The 18399-nt window shown below is 72.5% G+C and carries 15 protein-coding genes and 2 pseudogenes; 8 read left to right on the top strand and 9 right to left on the bottom strand.

Features of this window, described 5'->3' with window-relative positions; translation table 11 throughout:
- Positions 1-78: 78 nt before the first annotated feature.
- The gene (locus tag OG568_RS25345; protein WP_329533232.1) at positions 79-975 is read right to left on the bottom strand and encodes a Cof-type HAD-IIB family hydrolase; all 897 of its coding nucleotides are present in this window, start codon (positions 973-975) and stop codon (positions 79-81) included.
- A 331-nt stretch (positions 976-1306) separates the two neighbouring features.
- On the opposite strand from OG568_RS25345, the gene OG568_RS25340 reads away from it, so the two are divergent.
- Positions 1307-2116: a L,D-transpeptidase family protein gene (locus OG568_RS25340; RefSeq protein WP_329533231.1), complete on the top strand. Its 810-nt coding sequence runs from the start codon at positions 1307-1309 to the stop codon at positions 2114-2116.
- Positions 2117-2141: 25 nt separating this feature from the next.
- On the opposite strand, the gene OG568_RS25335 is transcribed toward OG568_RS25340, so the two are convergent.
- Positions 2142-2642, bottom strand: coding sequence for a hypothetical protein (locus OG568_RS25335; RefSeq protein WP_329533230.1), 501 nt, complete (start codon positions 2640-2642; stop codon positions 2142-2144).
- Positions 2643-2876: 234 nt separating this feature from the next.
- Positions 2877-4325: a hypothetical protein gene (locus OG568_RS25330; RefSeq protein ID WP_443077764.1), complete on the bottom strand. Its 1449-nt coding sequence runs from the start codon at positions 4323-4325 to the stop codon at positions 2877-2879.
- Positions 4326-4437: 112 nt separating this feature from the next.
- On the opposite strand from OG568_RS25330, the pseudogene OG568_RS25325 reads away from it, so the two are divergent.
- Positions 4438-5677 (top strand): annotated as a pseudogene (locus tag OG568_RS25325) (molybdopterin-dependent oxidoreductase).
- A 400-nt stretch (positions 5678-6077) separates the two neighbouring features.
- Here OG568_RS25325 and OG568_RS25320 read toward each other — a convergent pair.
- The 3 genes from OG568_RS25320 to OG568_RS25310 are packed head-to-tail and all read right to left on the bottom strand — an operon-like array spanning position 6078 to position 8241.
- On the bottom strand, positions 6078-6902 hold the full coding sequence (locus OG568_RS25320; RefSeq protein ID WP_329533229.1) for a class I SAM-dependent methyltransferase: 825 nt from the start codon (positions 6900-6902) through the stop codon (positions 6078-6080).
- Positions 6899-7519, bottom strand: coding sequence for a TIGR04282 family arsenosugar biosynthesis glycosyltransferase (locus OG568_RS25315; protein ID WP_329533228.1), 621 nt, complete (start codon positions 7517-7519; stop codon positions 6899-6901). Before OG568_RS25315 ends, OG568_RS25320 begins: the two co-directional genes overlap by 4 nt.
- Positions 7516-8241, bottom strand: coding sequence for a glycosyltransferase family 2 protein (locus OG568_RS25310; protein ID WP_329536445.1), 726 nt, complete (start codon positions 8239-8241; stop codon positions 7516-7518). Before OG568_RS25310 ends, OG568_RS25315 begins: the two co-directional genes overlap by 4 nt.
- A 235-nt stretch (positions 8242-8476) precedes the next feature.
- On the opposite strand from OG568_RS25310, the gene OG568_RS25305 reads away from it, so the two are divergent.
- Positions 8477-9247: a response regulator transcription factor gene (locus OG568_RS25305; protein ID WP_329533227.1), complete on the top strand. Its 771-nt coding sequence runs from the start codon at positions 8477-8479 to the stop codon at positions 9245-9247.
- Between the two features lie 65 nt (positions 9248-9312).
- The gene (locus tag OG568_RS25300) at positions 9313-10425 is read left to right on the top strand and encodes a sensor histidine kinase (protein WP_329536444.1); all 1113 of its coding nucleotides are present in this window, start codon (positions 9313-9315) and stop codon (positions 10423-10425) included.
- 18 nt (positions 10426-10443) lie between these two features.
- Here OG568_RS25300 and OG568_RS25295 read toward each other — a convergent pair whose 3' ends face one another.
- A complete protein-coding gene (locus OG568_RS25295) occupies positions 10444-11439 on the bottom strand; it encodes an NAD-dependent epimerase/dehydratase family protein (RefSeq protein WP_329533226.1) in 996 nt (331 codons plus the stop codon).
- 422 nt (positions 11440-11861) lie between these two features.
- Here OG568_RS25295 and OG568_RS25290 point away from each other — a divergent pair, with 422 nt between their 5' ends.
- Together OG568_RS25290 and OG568_RS25285 are read left to right on the top strand one after the other, a co-directional pair.
- Entirely contained in the window at positions 11862-13100 is a 1239-nt protein-coding gene (locus OG568_RS25290) for an RNA-guided endonuclease InsQ/TnpB family protein (protein ID WP_329533225.1), read from the top strand.
- A gap of 16 nt (positions 13101-13116) precedes the next feature.
- Positions 13117-13718, top strand: a pseudogene (locus tag OG568_RS25285) (response regulator).
- Between the two features lie 30 nt (positions 13719-13748).
- Here OG568_RS25285 and OG568_RS25280 read toward each other — a convergent pair.
- Entirely contained in the window at positions 13749-14492 is a 744-nt protein-coding gene (locus OG568_RS25280) for a TIGR03943 family putative permease subunit (protein WP_329533224.1), read from the bottom strand.
- The gene (locus tag OG568_RS25275; RefSeq protein ID WP_329533223.1) at positions 14489-15556 is read right to left on the bottom strand and encodes a permease; all 1068 of its coding nucleotides are present in this window, start codon (positions 15554-15556) and stop codon (positions 14489-14491) included. The genes OG568_RS25280 and OG568_RS25275 overlap by 4 nt, the downstream gene beginning before the upstream one ends.
- Before the next feature lie 281 nt (positions 15557-15837).
- Here OG568_RS25275 and OG568_RS25270 point away from each other — a divergent pair, with 281 nt between their 5' ends.
- Positions 15838-17577, top strand: coding sequence for an LCP family protein (locus OG568_RS25270; RefSeq protein WP_329533222.1), 1740 nt, complete (start codon positions 15838-15840; stop codon positions 17575-17577).
- Positions 17578-17731: 154 nt separating this feature from the next.
- Entirely contained in the window at positions 17732-18277 is a 546-nt protein-coding gene (locus OG568_RS25265) for a hypothetical protein (protein WP_329533221.1), read from the top strand.
- Positions 18278-18399 lie beyond the last annotated feature (122 nt).

The raw sequence follows: 18399 nt of genomic DNA, 5'->3' as shown, positions 1-18399 counted from the left end.
GGGGATGAGAGCTGGGTCACAGGGACACAGAGAGGGAGCGGGCGGGCTTGACGGTGGAGGGTGGTCGGGCGGGTGGGATCACATGGGCGGCAGGTCGAGGACGCGGGTGATCGTGCGGAGGACGCCGTTGTCGTTGTTGGACGGGGCGATGTGGCGGGCCCGGTCGATGATGGCGGGGTGGGCGTTGGCCATGGCGAAGGACCACTCGGCGGTGTCGAGCATTTCGAGGTCGTTGAGGTAGTCGCCGAACACCATCGTCTGGGCGGGTGTGATGCCCAGGTCGTGCTGGAGACGGCGTACGGCCGTGCCCTTGTCGGCGGTGACGTTCATGATGTCGACCCAGTGTTCGCCGGAGACGACGACCTGGTGGGTCGAGGTGAAGGGGTGCAGGGCCGGGGCGGTGGTCCGCTCCACCGGTCCGAAGTCGAAGAGCGCGACCTTGAGGATCTCGTCGTCGTCGACCGCGGTCGCGTCGGGGACGGGCTGGAGCCGGGTGTAGTACTTCCGGACCTCGGCCAGAAACGCCTCGTCGGTCCGTTCGACGTACGCGGACCGCTTGCCGCAGACCACCGCGCCGACGTCCACGCCCTCGGCCCGCAGTCCCCGTGTCGTGGTGACGATCCGCGCGGCGACGGACGGGTCCAGCGGGTCGGAGCTGAGCTCCACGCCGTCCCGTACGACGTATGTGCCGTTCTCGGCGATGAACACCATGCCCTGCCCCGCGTCGGCGAACTCCTTGGCCAGGGTCGCGTACTGGCGGCCGCTCGCCGGGCAGAAGAGCACGTCCCGGCGGCGCAGCTCGGTCAGGAGCGACCACAGACCCTCGGGTATGCGCTTGGCGTCGTCGAGGAGCGTGCCGTCCATGTCGGTGACGATGAGCCTGATGTCGGCGGCGGCTTCCTCCGAGGGGTGGGGCGCGGAGACGGTCAGGGGGGTGGACGCGGCGGTGGCGGTCGCGGGGTGAGGAAGGGGCATGTTCTTTCCTGTGGCGGGGGTTGCGGGGGCGACGGGCAGTGGTGCGGCGTCGCCCAGCGCCCCGGCCTCGAGCGGCGGCAGTGGGACCGGCGTGTTCACGGCTTGCGGAACGGCGTCGTGCAGGGCAGGGCGGCGCCGGCCGTCGCTTGGCGGATGTCCATTTCCGCCACCCTACCTGGGGCCTGAGTGAGGGCTTTTGCCCCACCGAAAGGGGCATTTAGGGATTATTTGCGCTCGCTTCGGGCTCGCCCGGAGTTCGGTCTCTGAAGCGGGAACGGTCCGTGGGGCGGAGCTGACCAGTTCCTCACAAGTCACCCCCAGGCTGACGATCATGGCTTTCTTCACCCGTCGCCCGGCCTCTTCCCGCCGGCGTCCGCGTACGCCGTCGATCGCCGCCGGGGCCCTGGTCCTGTCCTTCGCACTCGCCGGATGCGGGGGCACCGGCGCCGAACGGCTCGCCGACGCTCCTGATAGGAGTGATACGACTGATACGACGCAGGCCAGGCCCGGGCAGCCCGCACCGGACCCCACGGAGTCCGCCACGCCGGTCGCGCCGGCGCGGCTGGCGGGCGTCGGGCCCGCGACGCTGGCCGGGATACCCCGGAACGCGCGGCAGGTCGTCCTGGTCACCGGCCGGGGCAAGGACTCCCCGGTGTCACAGGTGGTGCTGTACCGGCGTACGAGCGCGGGCTGGGAGCCGGGAGCGACCTGGCCGGCCCACAACGCCCTCAAGGGCTGGACGGACGACCATCACGCCGGTGATCTCCACTCGCCCATCGGTGTGTTCACCCTCACCGACGCGGGCGGGCTCAGGCCCGACCCCGGCACCAAGCTGCCGTACGACCGGTCGCGCGGGTTCACCATCGTCGGCACGGGCTTCGAGGGGGAGCCGCTGGCCGGCTCCTTCGACTACGTCGTCGCGATCAACTACAACCACCAGCCCGGCACTTCACCCCTGGACTGGACCCGCCCGCTCGGCGCGGGCAAGGGCGGCGGCATCTGGCTGCACGTCGACCACGGGGGCCCCACGCACGGCTGCGTGAGCCTGCCCCAGGAGCACATGAAGGAACTGCTGCGCGCGCTGGACCCCGCCCAGCACCCGGTGATCGTCATGGGCGACGCCAAGTCCCTCGCCCGCTGACGTCTCCGCGACCCCAGGGTGCTTGTCAGCGCGGGGGTGTCGCCGGACTTCCGGCGGTGGGCAGGGCCGGAAGCGTGGACAGTCTGCCGCCGAGGAGCCCCGTGACCACTCCGACCACCGGCGACAGCAGGCCGGTCACCGTGCCGAGCGCCCCGGTCAGGGCCTTGACCAGCCCGTCGACCGTCCACTGGAGCTGGGCCAGGAGATCCGGGACCGGATCGGCGACCGAGACCGCGACCGGGACCCCGGCCTCGGCCCGCTCCTTCCGTCTCCGTTCGAGGGACGCGTTCGCCGTCTTCAGAGTGCGCGCGTACCCGGCCGCCTCGGCCGCGTCGAGACGGCCGCCCCGTGCGGCGACGGCGGACAGCACGTCCAGCAGGAGGCGGAGTACGGCGTCCCGCTCGCAGGAGGCCTCCTGGCGTACGTCCACGGCCGCCGCGGCGGTGCCGACCGGACCGCGGACCGGCGCGGTGCCGGCCGGGGGAGGCAGGAGGAGTGGGCGAGAGCTGGATATGAGGGCGGGCATGCGCGGTCCTTTCGACGGGTGCTTCTTCCTGGGCCCACCGTGAGATCCACCCATCCCCACCGCAACCCGCCCCACGCCCGCGCCGCGCGCCCCGATCCCTCCCCGGCACAACGCTGAACAGCGCCTTTCTCCCGCTGCGCGGTCACCGCCCCGGCCCGCCGCCGTTCGGCTGTCAGGGGAGTCCGTGAGGAGTCCGTGCTTCTGAGTCCGTACTCCTGACCCGTACCCCTGGCGTCACCAGCCCGTCAGCAGGAGGTGGTTGAGGAGCAGGGCCAGGGTGGCCTGGGCGGTGAGCCAGGCTCGGGGACGGGGCAGGAACGCGCAGGCCGACAGCAGCCACATCGCGAACGGCAGCCAGATCCGTTCCGTCTCCGCCTTGCTCATCCCCGAGAGATCGGCGGCCAGGAGGGCGAGCAGGGCGGCGAGGGCGAGGAGGGCGAGGCGGGACTCGGGGGAGAGGGTGCGGGGGCGGCGGAGGGCGCGGGGCGTCACGCGCGCGGCCGTCGCGGCCGTCCGGCGCAGGCCCGCCACCGTCGCCGGGCCGACGATCAGCGCCGTACAGGCGAGGTTCGCCCAGATCCAGTAGCCGTACGGCCGTACGCCGCCGACCCCTTCGTAGTAGCGCGTGACCAACAGGCCGTACGCCTCCCACCAGTTGAAGCCGAGCAGCGTGAACAGAAGGGGGAAGACGGCCAGCCCGGCGAGGACGTACGGGAGGGGGCGGAGTCGGCGGGAGCCGAGCGGCAGGACGGCGGCGACGATCACGACGAACAGCGTCAGGCCGTAGGAGAGGTACGCGGTGAGGCCGAGGAGGAGCCCGGCGGCGAGGCCCGTCGCCCGGGGCCGGGGTCCGGTCACCGCGAGGGCGAGGAAAGCGACGGCCCAGGCGGCGACCGCGGCGAAGTAACCGTCCGCGGAGGCGCCCACCCACACGGCGGCCGGGGCGAGGACCAGGAAGGGGGCGGCGCGGCGCGCCAGTTCCTCCGCGGCGAGCGTCCGTACGGCGAGCAGGACCGCGGCCGGTGCCGCCGCCCCGACCACGATGCACCACACGCCCGCCCAGCCGCCGCCCCCCAGCCCGACCCGGTCGAGGAGCACGAAGGTGACGGTGGCCCCGGGCGGGTGGCCGGCGATGTGCGCGGGCCAGGGGGCGGGGGAGTGACTCACGATGTGGTGGGTGAAGTCCCGCAGGGCGGCGGGGATGTCGTGGAAGCGGTCGATGACCTGGAGGTACTCGTTCGTGGCCGTCAGCCGCCCGGCGATCCCCCGCTGCCACCCGTCGACCAGCGCGAGGGAGAACGTCCAGGCGGTGGCGGTGCCCCAGGACGTCCACAGCAGCGCCCGCCACGGCAGACGCGTGGCGAGGGGCGGCCCGTACGCGACGACGGCGACGGCCACGGCGAGCGCGGCCGGGGTGCCGGGGCCGAGGTGCGGCTCCCACTGGGCGAACAGGGGAGGCCACCGGACGAAGAGCGTGTGGTGGCGGCGTTCGATCGACGTGCCGACCAGCGCGGCCGCCGTGACGAGCAGGGCGGCCGCCAGGACGGCGGACAGGTCGAGAAGCGGAGCGTGGCGCCGGTCGTGGATCCGGTCGAGGGGAGGGTCGTGGGGAGGGTCGGGGAGATCGCGGGGACCGTCCTGGGGAAGGCCCGGGGGACGGTCCGGGGGAAGATCGCGGTTCACATCGGCACGCTAGGCCGCGGACCGGTCTCCGGAGCCGCCGCAGGGGCGGACGTCAGAGTTTCGTCATGGTTCGCGGACCCGTTCGGGGGTGTTCCGGTCCTACGGTCGGGGCATGCCATGGTCCCCCTCCTCCCCCGCGTTCTGGCGCAGCCCCCTGCGCGGCCCCTGGTTCACCCTCGGTGCTCGGCGTCGTCCTGCTCGGCGGGATCACCGTGCTGTTCGTAACGGGTCTCGTGTCGTACGCCGCCTACAACCCGAACCTGTCACCGGTGAACGACATGACCCCGGACAAGGGTCTGCTCGGCATCTACCTCTTCTCCTGGCCGACGCATCCGTCCTGGCTGTACCGCCTCACCCAGGGCGTCCACGTCACCCTCGGGATCGCGCTGATCCCCGTACTGCTGGCGAAGCTGTGGTCGGTCGTGCCGAAGCTGTTCACGCTGCCGCCCGCCCGGTCGCTCACGCACGCGCTGGAGCGGGTCTCGCTGCTCCTGCTGGTCGGGGGCGCGCTGTTCGAGTTCACGACAGGTGTGCTGAACGTCCAGCTCGACTACCTCTTCCCGGGCTCCTTCTATCCACTGCACTTCTACGGGGCCTGGGTGTTCTTCACCGCGTTCGTGGCGCACGCCGTGCTGCGGGTACCGGCGGCGATCCGCAATCTGCGCCACCTCCGGGACGAAAACACCCCGGAGGAAGGGGAGTTGGTCTCGCCGGACCCCACCCCGCCCACCGTCTCGCGGCGCGGCGCACTCGGTGTCGTCGGCGGCGGATCGCTGTTGCTGCTCGCCACCACGGCGGGCCGCAGCTTCGACGCGCCGCTGCGGGAGACGGCCGTTCTCGCGCCCCACGGCGGCCCCGAACCGGGCTCCGGCCCCGGTGGCTTCCAGATCAACAAGACGGCCGCGGCGGTCGGCATCGACATGCGGGAGACGAGCGAGGAGGCATGGCGGCTGGTCATCGAGGGGCGCGGGCGCACGGTCCGGCTGAGCCGGGACGAGTTGCTGGAACTCCCGCTCCGCAGTGCCGCGTTGCCCATCGCCTGCGTGGAGGGCTGGTCGACCTCCGACCAGTGGTGGCGGGGCGTACCGCTGCGGGACCTGGCGCGGCTCGTCGGATACGAGGAGGGCGCGGCGCCCGACGTACTGGTGGAGTCGTTGCAGCGGCACGGGGCGTTCCGGCACGCGGCCCTGCGCTACAACCAGGTCCGCGACCCGCGCTCGCTGCTGGCCCTGTTCGTCAACGGCGAGGATCTGACCCCCGACCACGGTTACCCCGCGCGGATCATCGTCCCCGCGGCGCCCGGCGTGCTCAACACCAAGTGGGTGGCCCGGATGACGTTCGGAGACCTGTGATGCGACGACCCGTGACGCGACGACCCGTGACGCGACGACCCGTGACGCGACGACCTGTGACGCGACGACGACCCGTGACGCGTCGGCCGTTCGGGAAGCCCGTTCTGGGCAGTCCGCTCCAGATCCTGCTGCTGGCCTGTTCGCTCGCGCTCGCCGGGTACGCCGGAGTGCGGCTGCTCGCCGGGGACTGGTTCGGAGTGGTGCTGTGGTTCGTGGGCGCGGCGGTCCTCCACGACCTGGTGCTCGTCCCGCTGTACGCGGGGGCGGACCGGGCCGCGGCGAGGGCGCTGGGCGCGGTCGGCCACCGGGAGTGGACGGTGTACGTCCGTGTCCCGGCGGCGTTCTCGGCGCTTCTGCTGCTGATGTGGTTTCCGCTGATCAGTGAGCAGATGGCGGAGCACTACCGGTTGGCCACCGGGCTCCCGGGCGACGGCTTCCTGGCCCGCTGGCTGCTGATCACGGCGGTGCTGTTCGGGGGCTCGGCGGCGCTGCTCGTCCTGCGGCTGTCCCGGTCGTCGCGGTCGTCGCGGTCGTCGCGGTTGCGCAGGGCGACGAACGAGCGGCCCCCGGCCGACCACTGACCCTCCCGGCACCAGCCCGCGTGTGCCGCGTGCCGGAGCAGCGCCGGGGTGCCGAGGCGGGCCCACGGGAAGACCGGCCCGGCCGTGCCCCGGGGGTCGGTGACCCGGACGATGTCGACGCTGACCCGCTCGTCGACGTCCACGTCCGCGAGGGTCTCGACGATCAACAGCCCGCCGGGAGCGAGGAGTTGGGACACCCGGCGGAGCAGGGCGGCCGGATCGCCGCCGATGCCGACATTGCCGTCCAGGAGGAGGGCGGTGTCCCAGCGGCCCTCACCGGGGAGCGGCTCGAAGACGGAGCGCCGCAGGGCCTGGCCGCCGAGTCGGGCGGTGTGCTCGACGGCGGCCTCGCTGACGTCGATGCCCAGCGCGGGCCGGCCCCGGGCGGCGAGTTCGGCGACGAGCCGCCCGGGCCCGCAGCCCACGTCGAGCACGGTCCCCTCGCAGCGCGCGAGCACGGTCAGGTCCACCGCGTCGGCCCGTGCGCACCAGCGCTCCACCTCCAGGGGCAGCAGCCAGCCGTCGGTGCGCCGGAGGAAGAGCGGGCCCCGGCCGGTGACCAGGGCGTCCGCGTAGGGGTCGGTGGACCAGGGGCGCGGACCGGGCACCCCTGGCGGTGTCGTCGTGTCGTGCGCGGTGCTCATCGTCCGGTGGCCGTCCGCAGACGTCCGAGCTCGGCGGCGAAGCGGCTGCCGGACGGCGCGACGGCGGCGACCGCCTCCGCGTCGGCGGCCGTGTCGACGTCCCGGAGGCGGGGCAGATCCCGCACGCGCAGCCCGGCGGCGACGAGCCGCTCCCGCTGCACCGCGCCCGTCGTGGGCGTCGACATCGGCACGCCCCGCAGCAGCTCCGGATCGGGGGCGGCGAGCCCGAGGGCCCAGAAGCCGCCGTCCTCGGCCGGTCCGAAGTACGCGTCGCAGCCGTCGAATTCCACGGTGAGCAGCGCGGGTGTCACCTGCGGTGTGTCCATGCCGATGAGCAGCGCGGGTCCGGCGCAGCCCGCGAAGGCGGCGGCCAGCCGTTCGTCGAGGCCGCCCGCGCACTGCGGTACGACGTCGAAGCCGGGCGGCAGCCAGTCGCCCGCCGCTCCGTCGAGCACCAGCACCCGGCGCCGTGCCGGGGTCGCCGCCACCGCGCGCAGGGTGTCGGCGAGGGACGCCTCGGCGAGCAGCGCCGCCTCCCGGGGCGTGAACGGCGGGGTGAGGCGGGTCTTGACCCGTCCGGGGCGCGGTTCCTTGGCGATGACGAGGAGCGTCGTCACTGGGTGGTTCCTCCCTGGGAACGGGAATCCGTGGAGATGCGGGAAGCGGTGAGGGCGACGTGGGCGTGGTGCGAGGGCACGGGCGGTTCGGCGAGGACGCGGCGCATGTCCCGTACCGCCTGCCAGGTGCCGCGCCAGGTGCCGGTGACCTTGGAGGCTCCGGTGCGCGGCAGATACGGCACGTCGTGCTCGGTGACGCGCCAGCCGGCGTCGGCGGCGCGCACGACCATCTGGAGCGGGTAGCCGCTGCGGCGGTCGGTGAGGCCGAGGGCGAGCAGCGGTTCGCGGCGGGCGGCCCGCAGGGGGCCGAGGTCGTGCAGGCGCAGGCCGGTGCGGCGGTGGAGCATCCGGGCGAGGGCGAGGTTGCCCGCCCGGGCGTGCGCGGGCCAGGCGCCCCGGCCCTGCGGGCGGCGCCGCCCGAGCACGAGGTCGGCCTCGCCGCCTCGCACCTCGTCGACGAAGGGCAGCAGCCGGGCCGGGTCCAGCGAGGCGTCGCAGTCGCAGAAGCACACGATGTCCGCGGTGGCGGCCCGCAGACCGGCGTGGCAGGCGGCGCCGAACCCGCGGCGTGTCTCGCGCACGACGGTCGCGCCGAGGCCGCGGGCCAGTTCCGCCGAGCCGTCCGTGGAGCCGTTGTCCACGACGAGCGCGCGCCAGCCGGCGGGGATGCGGGCGAGGACCCAGGGGAGGGCCTCGGCCTCGTTCAGACAGGGCAGGACCACGTCGACGGGCGCCGGGTCCGTGTCCGGGGCGGCGGCCGCGGCCGTGTTCCGGGCCGCGGCCGGGGCCTTGTGCGGTGCTGGGTCCGGGGCCTTGTCCGGTTCCGGTGCGGGAGAGGTCGTCACGGCTTTCACCCTACGAACGCGAAAGGGAGATATCGGACTTCAGGTCCTTACGAAACACGGACGTCGCGGCGGGATCGCGGCACACGGGTGCGGCCGGTGGGACGCTGGATTCATGCAGCAGCCGTACGAATCCGCAGGTGCCGGACCTGCCCCGGGCGGGCCCGGACAGAGGGCCCGCGTCCTCGTCGTCGACGACGATCCCACCGTCGCCGAGGTGGTCTCCGGCTACCTCGACCGCGCCGGGTATGTCGTGGACCGTGCCGGGGACGGACCCGCCGCGCTCGCCCGTGCCGCAGCACACTGGCCGGACCTGGTGGTGCTGGACCTGATGCTGCCCGGGATGGACGGCCTGGAGGTGTGCCGCAGGATGCGCGGGCACGGGCCCGTGCCGGTCATCATGCTCACCGCGCGCGGTGACGAGGACGACCGGATCCTCGGCCTGGAGGTGGGCGCCGACGACTACGTCACCAAGCCCTTCAGCCCCCGCGAACTGGTCCTCAGGGTGGAGTCGGTACTGCGCCGCACCCGCCCCGCCGCAGGCGCCCGCCCCCTCCGGCTGGCCGGTCTCGCGGTGGACCCCGAGGCCCGCCGCGCCACCAGGAACGGCGAGGAGCTCGCCCTCACCATCCGCGAGTTCGACCTGCTCGCCTTCTTCCTGCGCAACCCCGGCCGGGCGTACAGCCGCGAGGACCTGATGCGCGAGGTGTGGGGCTGGGACTTCGGCGACCTGTCGACGGTCACGGTCCACGTGCGCCGGCTGCGGGGCAAGGTCGAGGAGGATCCGGGCAGACCGCGGCTGATCCAGACGGTGTGGGGGGTCGGTTACCGCTTCGAGGAGCCCGCGCCCCGCGAGGCCCCCACTCTCCGCGAGGAGGCGGTCTGACCATGCGAGCCATGCCCCTCGCGTACGCCGCGCACACCGTCAACGCCATGCAGACCGTGCACTCCATGCGCGACACGCTGCTCATCGCCCTGTACTCCTTCCTCGGCGCCGCCGCGGCCGGGCTGCTCGGCGCCGTGGCGCTGCGGCTGATCCGGCGGCGGTCGCTGACCGTGTCCCTCGCCGTCGTCGCCGCCGTGGCGGTCACCGCGATGCTCGCGGGAACGCTGGCCGTCGCCTGGGCGATGTTCCTGTCCGCGCACGACCTGAGCGTCGTCACGACCGTCGTGGCCATGGCGGCCGTGGTGTCCCTGGCGACGGCCCTGTTGCTGGGCCGTTGGGTGGTGGCGCGCAGCAAAGCCCTCACGCTCGCCGCGCGTTCCTTCGGCGACGGCGGTGACTTCGCGGCCCCCGACGGCCCGGCGACCGCCGAACTCGCCGCGCTGAGCCGGGAGTTGCAGGCGACCAGCGCGAAGCTCGCCGAGTCCCGCGACCGTGAACGCGCGCTGGAGGCCTCCCGCCGCGAACTCGTCGCCTGGATCTCGCACGACCTGCGCACCCCGCTCGCCGGACTGCGGGCGATGTCGGAGGCGCTGGAGGACGGGGTGGCCGCCGACCCGGACCGCTACCTCCGGCAGATCCGGGCCGAGGTGGAACGCCTCAACGACATGGTCGGCGACCTCTTCGAACTCTCCCGCATACACGCCGGGACCCTCGCCCTGTCCCCCTCCCGCATCTCCCTCTACGACCTCGTCGGCGACGCGCTCGCGGGCGCGGACCCGCTCGCCCGCGAGTACGGCGTACGCCTGGTCGGGGGCCGCGTCGAGCCGGTGCCGGTCGAGGTGGACGGCAAGGAGATGAGCCGCGTGCTGGGCAATCTCCTCGTCAACGCGATCCGCCGGACACCTGCCGACGGCACCGTCGCGGTCGCCGCCGAGCGGTCGGACGAGGGGGTCGTCCTGTCCGTCACCGACGGCTGCGGGGGCATCCCGGAGGAGGACCTCCCGCGCGTCTTCGACACCGGCTGGCGCGGCACCCACGCCCGTACGCCCCCCGCCGGAGCGGGCCTGGGCCTCGCCATCGTCCGGGGCATCGTCGAGGCCCACCAGGGGCAGGCCGCCGTCCACAACGTCCCCGGCGGCTGCCGCTTCGAGGTCACGCTGCCCACGGCGGGGGCGTGAGGCGCGGGCCCCGGCTCGCTACGCCCCGCGCAGCCCGGCCGCCGCGAACTCCCGCATCCCCTCGGTGAAGCCGGTCTCGGGCTTCCAGCCCAGCTCGGCGCGCAGCCGCGCGGAGTCGGCCGTGATGTGGCGTACGTCGCCCAGCCGGTACTCCCCGGTCACCACGGGTTCGGGGCCGCCGTGGGCGGTGGCCAGGGCCCGGGCCATCTCGCCGACGGTGTGCGGCTCGCCGCTTCCGGTGTTGTAGGCGGTGAGGACCCCGCCGCGTGAACCCGCCTCGAGGGCGGCGACGTTGGCCGCGGCCACATCCCGTACGTGGACGAAGTCCCGTCGCTGCCCGCCGTCCTCGAAGACACGCGGCGCCTCGCCACGGGCCAGCGCGGACCGGAAGAACGAGGCGACCCCCGCGTACGGGGTGTCGCGGGGCATCCCGGGCCCGTACACGTTGTGGTAGCGCAGTGACACCGCCGAACCGTCCGTCGACCGGGCCCAGGCCGCCGCCAGATGCTCCTGGGCGAGCTTGGTCGTCGCGTACACGTTCCGGGGGTCGGCCGGGGCGTCCTCGCGCACCAGACCGGGTGTCAGTTCCTCGCCGCACCGCGGGCACCGGGGCTCGAAGCGACCCGCGTCGAGGTCGGCGACGGCCCGGGGCCCGGGGCGTACCGCCCCGTGCCACTCACACGCGTACGCGCCCTCGCCGTACACGACCATCGACCCGGCGAGCACGAGGTGGCGCACCCCCGCGTCGGCCATCTCGGCGAGCAGCACCGCCGTACCGAGGTCGTTGCGCGACACGTACTCGACCGCGTCGCCGAACCCCTTCCCCAGCCCCACCATCGCCGCCTGATGGCACACGGCGTCCACGCCCGCCAGCGCGCCGCCGACCGCTGTGGCGTCCCGTACGTCCAGGCCGTCGCGCAGGTCGAACACGACCGCCTCGTGTCCCCGCGCGGTCAGCGCCTCGACGACATGGGACCCGATGAACCCGGCACCGCCGGTGACCAGTACTCGCATACGCCGAACGCTAGGACCACGACCGCACCGCGGGGCAGCACCGCGCCCGTCACGTCACGGGTCCGTAAGACCCGCCGGACCCGAGAGGACCCCGGCGGACCCGGGGTTCTGGGAACTTCCTGAGAAACAGGGCGGCGGTTCCGTCCCGTACGGGCGTGACCTGCGGCCGTCTCCCGTCGGCTTTCAGCGAATTCTTGCGAGGAACCCCGGGCGTTTACGCCCGGGAGGAATCGCATCCCCGTGGCTGCGGCGCGGAGCGCCGCAGTATCACTATCACTGTGTCTGTTCGGCCGCGGAGCGGCCGGATGCCTTCTCCGGCGGAGCCGGGGTGGTGTGAACGCATGGCCGGTCGGTTCGCTCAATGTGATGAACGGACTTGAACGTGTGGTGGTGTTTCGTACGGGTGCCTACGATCGGTGATCGTGAAGCTGGTCGTGCAGGTCAAGCTGGAGCCGACACCGCAACAGGCGGCGGCACTCGAGGCGACCCTTCACGCCTGTAACGAGGCCGCCACCTGGGTGAGTGGGATCGCTTTCGAGCGTGGGGAGTTCAAGAACTTCGCCTTGCGCAAGCACACCTACGATGCTGTCAAATCCCGCTGGAATCTCGGTGCGCAGGCCGCGCAGCATTCGATCAAGAAAGTGTGCGACGCCTACACCACGCTGAAGGCGAACCTGAGGGCCGGGAACCTCGGCAGGCCCGGCTCACGCCGTTACCGCATAGCCTCCGAGAAGCCGATCGCCTTCCGTCCCCGGGGCGCGCAGCCCTATGACGACCGCATGCTGTCCTGGCAGATCCCGGACCGGACGGTGTCCATCTGGACCACCAGCGGCCGGGTCAAGGACGTGGCGTTCACCGCCTCACCCGAGCAGCTGGCCACGCTGGCCCTGTGCCGCAAGGGTGAGTCGGACCTGCTGGAGCGGGACGGCATGTGGTTTTTGAACGCCACCTGTGAGGTCCCTGAAGCGCCGCTCAACACCGATCCGGTGGACTTCCTCGGCGTCGACCTGGGGATCGTGAACATCGCCACCACCTCGGACGGCGAGATCATGGTCGGACGCGAGCTGAACCGCATCCGGGTCCGGGAGCGCGGGCTGCGGGCCAGGCTGCAGAGGAAGAACACCCCGTCCGCCAAGCGGCGCCTGAAGAAACGGCGGCGCAAGGAGGCGCGGCGGGCGAGGGACATCAACCACAAGATCGCGAAGCATGTGGTGGCCGAGGCTGAACGCACCGGTCGCGGGATCGCCCTGGAAGACCTGACAGGGATCCGCGAACGGGTACGGCTTCGCAAGCCCCAACGGGCCACCCACTCCTCCTGGGCCTTCGCCCAGCTGGGAGCGTTCATCGCATACAAGGCCCGCCGGGCAGGCGTGCCGGTGGTGCACGTCGATCCGGCGTACACCTCACGCACCTGCGCCGAGTGCGGCCACGTAGACAAAGCGAACCGGGTCTCACAGGCCTGGTTCGCGTGCCGGAACTGCGGATTCGTTGATCACGCGGACCGGAACAGCTCCCGCAACATCCGTGCCAGAGCACGAGAGTTGTGGCGACGCGGGGCCCAGTCAACGGCCCCTGCCTCACCCCGAACACCTCGGAGTGGGGCTGGACGCAAACGCAGCATCACACCCAGTGACGCCCGTTGTGCAAGCCCGTCGCTTTAGCGACGGGTAGTTGACCATGCTCCTGGAACAGCACTCCGACCTGACCGTGGTCGGCGAGGCCACCCACGGCGCCGAGGCGGTCCGTTCGACCGCCGAACTGCGCCCCGACGTCGTCCTGATGGACGTCCGGATGCCCGGCATGGACGGCATCGAGGCCACCCGCCGCATCGTGGCGTCCGGCGGCCGCTCCCGCGTCCTGGTCCTGACCACGTTCGACCTCGACGAGTACGCCTACGCCGCGCTGCGCGCCGGGGCCAGCGGCTTCCTCCTCAAGGACGCGCTGCCCGACGAACTGGTCGCCGGTATCCGCGCGGTGGCCGCCGGGGACGCGGTCATCGCCCCCGGTCTGACGCGCAAACTCATCGACGCCTACACCCAACGGCGACCGGGGCACACCCCCGAGCAGGAGCGCGGGCTCGACGCCCTCACCGACCGCGAACGCGAGGTCCTCACCGCCATGGCCTCCGGCTGGAGCAACGCCGAGATCGCCGACCGTCTCTCCCTCGCCGAGTCCACCGTCAAGTCCACGTCAGCCGCGTCCTCGCCAAGATCGGCGTACGGGACCGGGTCCAGGCGGTGATCTTCGCCTATGACGTGGGTCTGGTACGGCCTGCCTAGAACGACGGCCTGCCTGGAACGACGGTCGGCCTAGAACAACGGAAGGGCGTCCGTGTAGGCGTTCACCGGCTTGGCGACCTTCTTGACGGTACGGGCGTCGAGCGCGGCCGGGGCGGAACTCGTGCCCAGCGTCCCGCCGGGGTGCCACGTTCCCGTGACGGTCACCCAGGTGTCGGCGGGCAGGGCCGCCGCCCCGTGGATCCGTACCTTGACGGACTGGGCGTCCGCCGCACAGCAGGTGAAGATGATCCGGGTCAGGTACCAGCCGTCGCCCCCCTTGTCAGGTGTGACGAAACCGGTCATCCGGATGCTGCGGTCCCTGAGGTCCCGCTTGTGGTCCTGCTGCACCCGGCTGGTGAACTGGGTGAGCGTCAGCGGGACGGGCGAGGTCGCGGGCAGCGGCTCGAAGTACCGCTGCTCGGTGACGGCCTTGGGCGCCTCGCGCGCGGCGGTGTACGCGCCGAGGGCCGGCGGGGCGTAGAAGAGCAGACTCACCGCGGGGAGGAACAGCAGCCATGCGATGCGCGGCACGGTGGAGTGGTCGTGTCCGTGACCGTCTCCGTGACCGTGGCCGTCGGCGGCTTCGCCGCTGTCCGGCTGCTGGTTCGACCACGCCTCCGCCACGCCCAGCACGAGCAGCAGCACCCCCGACGCGACCAGCATCGGACGCATCCCCTCCTTGACGAACCTGAGGCTCAGGTCGGTGAAGAGCGAGGCGTGCAGCAGGCCGAGGCCGCTGAGGACGAGCAGGGTCACCTGGAAGGGGCGTCTCACAGCAGGACTCCTCCGATGAGCGCGCTGCACAGGATCGCGACGACCGTCGTGGCCGTGGAGAAACGGACCGCGAAGGCCCGGCCGAAGGTGCCTGCCTGAAGGGCGATCAGTTTCAGGTCGACCATCGGCCCGACGACCATGAACGTCAGCCGGGCGACGGGCGAGAAGCCGGTGAGCGAGGCCGCGACGAACGCGTCGGCCTCGGAGCACACCGCGAGCAGGACGGCGAGTGCCGCCAGGAACAGCACCGACAGCCAGGGCGAGCCGGAGAACGCGTCGAGCACGGTGCGCGGGACCGCCACGTTGAACGTGGCCGCCGCCATGGCCCCGAGGACCAGGAAGCCGCCCGCGTGCAGGAAGTCGTGCTGGAAACCGCGCCGGAACTCCCGCAGGCGGCTCTGCTCGGGCTGGTGTCCGGTGTGCCGTACGGCAGGCTTGAGCCACTTCTCGCGGCCCAGGAAGAGCCACAGCCAGCCCATCACCGCGGCGGTGGCGAGCGAGGCGAGGAGCCGGGCCAGCACCATCTCGGGGTGGCCGGGGAAGGCGATGGCGGTGGCGGTCAGCACGACCGGGTTGATGGCGGGCGCCGAGAGCAGGAACGCGAACGCGGCGGCCGGGGTGACACCCCGGCCGATCAGGCTGCTCGCCACCGGTACCGACGCGCATTCGCAGCCGGGCAGGACGACTCCGGCGACTCCGGCGACCGGGACGGCGAGCACGGGCCGCCGGGGCAGCACCCGGGTGAACACCCGGGCCGGTACGAACGCGTTGATCGCGCCGGACAGCGCCGTGCCGAGCAGCAGGAACGGCAGCGCCTGCACGGTGACGGCGAGGCAGACGGTCCGCCAGGCCTGCATGGCCGGCTGGTCCATCCACCGGCTGAGGACGTAGAGCACCGGCCCGGACAGGGCGCACGCTCCGAGCAGAAGGGGCCAGTGGCGGGGCCAGTCGCGCCGGGTGCCGGTGGCACTCGTCTTTGCCGCGGGGACCGCGACAGCCGCCTCCGCTTCCGCTTCCGTGGACGGTACGTCCGCCCCCACGGCCCGTTCATCTGTCTTCTGCACGCCCGCTCCGAATCTCGGATGATCGCACCGAACATAGCGGGCCTCGGCCCCACGGCTCACCACGACTTCACCACTTCTGGGTCATGAGTGGGACCACTGCGGCGAACGGCGACTCAGGATGTCGGAACGCCCGCGCGTCCGGAGCCCTCTCAAGAGGTGGTGGGCGGGAGCCGCGCCGGGTCTCGGGCCGGGTTGTTATATTGCGCAACCATGCAAGTGAGGCGTCCCCGCAACGCCTGACGTATGCCTGAACGGCCCGACCGTTTCGTGGGAGTGCGAACATGACTGACCCTGGGGACGGCCCCGCCGGAAACGCCACACGCATCCACGCACGCGGGGTGCCCCGGCAGCGCCACACCTCCGGTTCCGTGACCTCCGGTTCCGGGGCCGCCCGTTCCGCGCCCTCCCGGACGGGGTCTCGTGCGCGGCCCAAGGCCGGTGCCGGCGGGCGCCGGGCCCGGCCCGCACGCCGGGGCGGGCGGATACTGCGGACGGCCGCGATATCGCTGTCGGTGCTGGTGCTGGCCACCTCGGGCGTGGGGTGGTGGTTCTACGAGCATCTGAACGGCAACCTCCACAGCGTCCCGTTGACCGACGGCACGGGCAGCGACAGCGCCGGCAAGGAGAAGCCCGACGCCTTCGGCAGGACCCCGATCAACCTGCTGGTGATGGGCAGTGACGGCCGTACCGACGCGAGCGACTGCAAGCTCGGCGGCGGCTGTTCGAAGACCGGTGTGCAGTCCGGGTCCAACGCGGACGTGGAGATGGTGATGCACATATCCGCCGACCGCTCCAACGCCACCGTGATGAGCATCCCCCGCGACACCATGACCACCGTCCCCGCCTGCAAGGACACCGAGACCGGCATGTCCACCAAGGGCTACACCGGCATGGTCAACAGCGCCCTGGAGTACGGGCCCGCCTGCCAGGTGGCCACCGTCCACCGGCTCACCGGCATCCCCATCGACCACTTCGTCAAGCTCGACTTCTCCGGCGTGGTGAAGATGTCCGACGCGGTGGGCGGGGTGTCCGCCTGTGTCGACAAGGACGTCTACGACACCTACTCGCACCTGAAGCTCGCCGAGGGCACGCACACCCTCAAGGGGGTCGCCGCCCTGGAGTTCGTCCGCTCCCGGCACGGCTTCGGCGACGGCAGCGACCTGGGACGCACCTACTCCCAGCACATCTTCCTCAGCTCGATGATCCGCAAGTTCAAGAGCGCCGGGACCCTCACCGACCCCACCGCCGTGTACCACCTGGCCGACGCCGCCACCAAGGCCCTCACCGTCGACACCGGCCTGGGCAGCGTCAGGAAGCTGATCGGGCTCGCCGCCGACGTGGACAAGGTCCCGGCGAAGCGCATCACCTTCACCACCATGCAGACGGCGCCGGACCCGGGCGACAGCAACCGGCTCGTGCCCGCCGCCACCGCCCAGAGCCTGTTCGCCACCATCGCGGACGACCGGTCCCTGACCAGCGCGTCCGGCGAGAAGACGACCGCGGCCTCCGCGACGGCCAAAGCCACGCCCACGGCCACCGCCTCGGCGATCCCCGCCGCGCGGATCGTGCTGACCGTGGAGAACGGCACCACCGTCGCCGGCCGGGCCTCCGCCGTCGCCACCGCCCTGATCGACAAGGGCTTCAGCTCCGGCACGACCACGGGCAACGCCGCCGGCACCACGTCCAGGACCACCCTCACCTACGGCAGCGGGCACAAGGCCGAGGCCCAGACCGCCGCCAAAGCCCTGGGGCTGCCCTCCTCCCATCTCGACCAGAGCGGCGCCGCCGGCACCGGCCTGACCCTGGTCATCGGGACCGACTGGACGAGCGGCACCGCCTACCCCGCCACCGCCCCGGCCGACACCAAGGCCGCCACCGCCGACGCCCATGCCGAGACCGCCGACGAGTCCAAGACCTGCGCCAAGGTCAGCCCCTACAGGACCGTCGAACTCAACGGCGTCGCCATGACCCCCAGCCAGGCCTACCGAGCGGCCACCGGCACCAAGGACTCGGCACCCTGAGCCGGTGCTCACAACCTTTGGAGGCCGCGCAATCCGGGAATCACCACACTGGCACGCCGGCCACCCCGTGTTCCGGTCCCTCGACCGATCACTGGCTCGAGCCTTGTAAGGAGACGGTGTGACCTACGCGCCCGGCCTCCGGCAGGAGGATCGAGTGGAATTCGAACGAGTGCTGCAGTGCGCGCTCGACGTCACCGACATCCGTTCCGCACTGCTCCGCGACCCCACCGGAAGGGCCGCGAGACGGCTGCGGGACCTGGCGCTGGAAGCCACGGAGGAGATCGCGACCGCCGTCGGTGACGAGTACCGCGACTACCTCGCCGCCCTCGAGACCCGGGACGCCCGTGAGGCCGCCGACGGTGAGCTGTGGCCCGTTCTCGCCGTGCTCACCCCCCTGGTGGCGGCCGCCGCGTCGGCGGTGCTCCTGCTGATGGGGTACGGACTGCGTCTCATCGAGGCGGCTCCCCGTTTCGCCGCGTCGGTGATCACGGCGGGCTGGGTGCTCGCACTCACCGCGGCGGTGACCGTGAGCATCGGTCTGTGGGCCCTGTTGCGCACGGCCCTGCGCCGACGCGAGAGCACGTCCGACGGTCGGAAGTCCGCTGGTGGAACCGATGTGGACCGGGCCCGGGAGAGATGGCGGCAGGCTCTGCTGGAGCGGGGTCTGCTGCCCTACCTGCGAAGCCACCTGCCCGAGTAGCCGGCCGGACGACGGGAGCAGCCGGTTCGACGGCGAGAGCGGCAGGTTCGACGACGGGAGCGGCGGATTCGACGGCGGCGCCCTGGTGACCCACGCCTAAACTGGGTCGGCGCGAACGTGGG

The organism is Streptomyces sp. NBC_01450 (assembly GCF_036227505.1).
Taxonomy (GTDB): domain Bacteria; phylum Actinomycetota; class Actinomycetes; order Streptomycetales; family Streptomycetaceae; genus Streptomyces.
This window is presented reverse-complemented; position numbering and strand designations above follow the sequence as displayed.